Source organism: Kytococcus sp. HMSC28H12 (genome assembly GCF_001816045.1).
Classification (GTDB): Bacteria; Actinomycetota; Actinomycetes; order Actinomycetales; family Dermatophilaceae; genus Kytococcus; species Kytococcus schroeteri.
In genome coordinates, this window is the sequence record NZ_KV824326.1 from 1 (window position 1) to 1,905 (window position 1,905).

Annotated in this window: 2 protein-coding genes; both read left to right on the forward strand. The window is 69.0% G+C overall.

Translation table 11 applies throughout. The features are described 5' to 3' along the window. The coding region (locus tag HMPREF3099_RS02725) for a DUF2075 domain-containing protein (protein WP_070703721.1) at window positions 1–1,410 on the forward strand (1,410 nt) is incomplete at its 5' end. 90 nt (window positions 1,411–1,500) lie between these two features. Continuing rightward, window positions 1,501–1,905 (forward strand): hypothetical protein (locus HMPREF3099_RS02730; protein WP_202816669.1); only part of this gene is annotated, 405 nt, incomplete at its 3' end.

Here is a 1,905-nt window from a genome sequence, read left to right on the forward strand (position 1 = left end):
GCCGCGTACCTGCACAACGCCACCGACCTGGGCGTCGCCGACCTGCTCGAGCGACCGCAGGACGAGCGCTCCCGCCTGTTCACCGGGCAGGGACGGGCCGACTGGCTGGCCTTCCTGCGCTCGCGCTTCAGCGAGACCGGCACGGGCGTGGAGGCCGCCGACCTCCTGCTGGGCAGCCGCATCGCCCCGAGCCGCCAACTGCTCGCCGTCGCCGCCGACGAGGTGCAGCACCGTGAGCAGTTCGTGCTGCTGGACGAGCAGCGCGCCGCCTACGAGCACGTGCTCCACGCGGTGACCAAGGCCCGGCGGAACAACACTAAGACGGCCGTGGTGGTGAGCGGCGGCCCGGGCTCGGGCAAGTCCGTCATCGCCCTCAGCCTGATGGGGGAGCTCGCGCGGCAGGGGCGCACCGTCGTCCACGCCACCGGCTCGCGGTCGTTCACCCAGACGCTCCGCAAGGTGGCCGCTCACCGCAACCCGCGCGTGCGCAAGCTGTTCGGGTACTTCAACCAGTTCATGGAGGCGGAGCCGAACGACCTGGACTGCCTCATCCTGGATGAGGCCCACCGCATCCGCCGCAACTCCGTGCAGCGGTACACGCCCAAGCACCTGCGCGAGACGGCTCGACCTCAGGTGGAGGAGCTGCTGGCGGCCGCGCGGGTGCCGGTGTTCCTGCTGGACGACCATCAGGTGGTGCGGCCCGGCGAGATGGGGACGGTGCACGACATCACGCAGGCGGCCGAGGCGGCCGGCATCGATGTGGTGCACATCAGCCTGGACGACCAGTTCCGGTGCGGCGGCTCCGAGGAGTACGTGCAGTGGGTGCTCCGACTGCTCGGGCTGGAGCCGGGCGGGCCCGTCGCGTGGACCGGGGACGGGCGCATGGACGTGCGCGTGGTCGACTCCCCGCAGCAGATGGAGGACCAGCTCCGGGCGCTGGAGGCCGAGGGGTTCACCTCCCGCATCACCGCCGGTTACTGCTGGCCATGGGGCGACCCCGACAAGCTCGGCAACCTGCCGCGAGACGTGCAGATCGGGCACTGGGCCAGGCCGTGGAACCTCAAGGGCGACCGGTCCGTCGGTGGGGCGCCGCCGTCAGCGCTGTGGGCCACCGACCCGGCGGGGTTCGGGCAGGTCGGGTGCATCTACACCGCGCAGGGGTTCGAGTACGACCACTCCGGCGTGATCATCGGGCCCGACCTCGTGATGCGCGAGGGCCGATTCGTCTCGGTGCGTGCCGAGAACCGCGACCCCGACTTCCGCAACCGGACGAAGGTCCCCGACGAGCACTTCGACGCGCTCGTGCGCAACGTCTACAAGGTGCTGCTGACCCGCGGAATGCAGTCGGTGCGCATCTTCGCCGTCGACCCCGAGACCCAGGCCGCGCTCAAGCGGCTCGTGAACCAGTAACCGACCGGGCCCGCGGGCCCACGAACAGCACCGCGCACCGACTGGCTTCCGCTTCAAGGACATGCCTCCCGCGCCGAAAGGCAGCGAGGCATGTCCCGAGTCCTCATCCAACCGAGCTACGGAAACCGCATCGCGCGCGATAACTGGGAAAGGACGCTGGACTTCCCGTTGTCGAATGAGGTCGTCGCATCCGTCGTCCCCTCCCACGCGGCAAGACTGATCCAGACCGTGCACCCAGAGGGGTCCGCCCGCTACTGGGGCATGGTGCGACACAACGCCAAGGTGTTCGATGCACTGGCCACAGGCGACGTTGTTCTCTTCACCGGTGGATCGAGGGTGCGAGCGATCGCCCAAGTGGGATCGAAGTTCGAGTCTGACGACTTCGCTGGCGCCTTCTGGCACGAAGCAGCCTCCGGCGCGTTTGAATTGGTCTACAGCCTGACCAGTTTCATCGAGGCGGATATCCGGCTCATCCGATCTGAGGGTGTAGTCGTG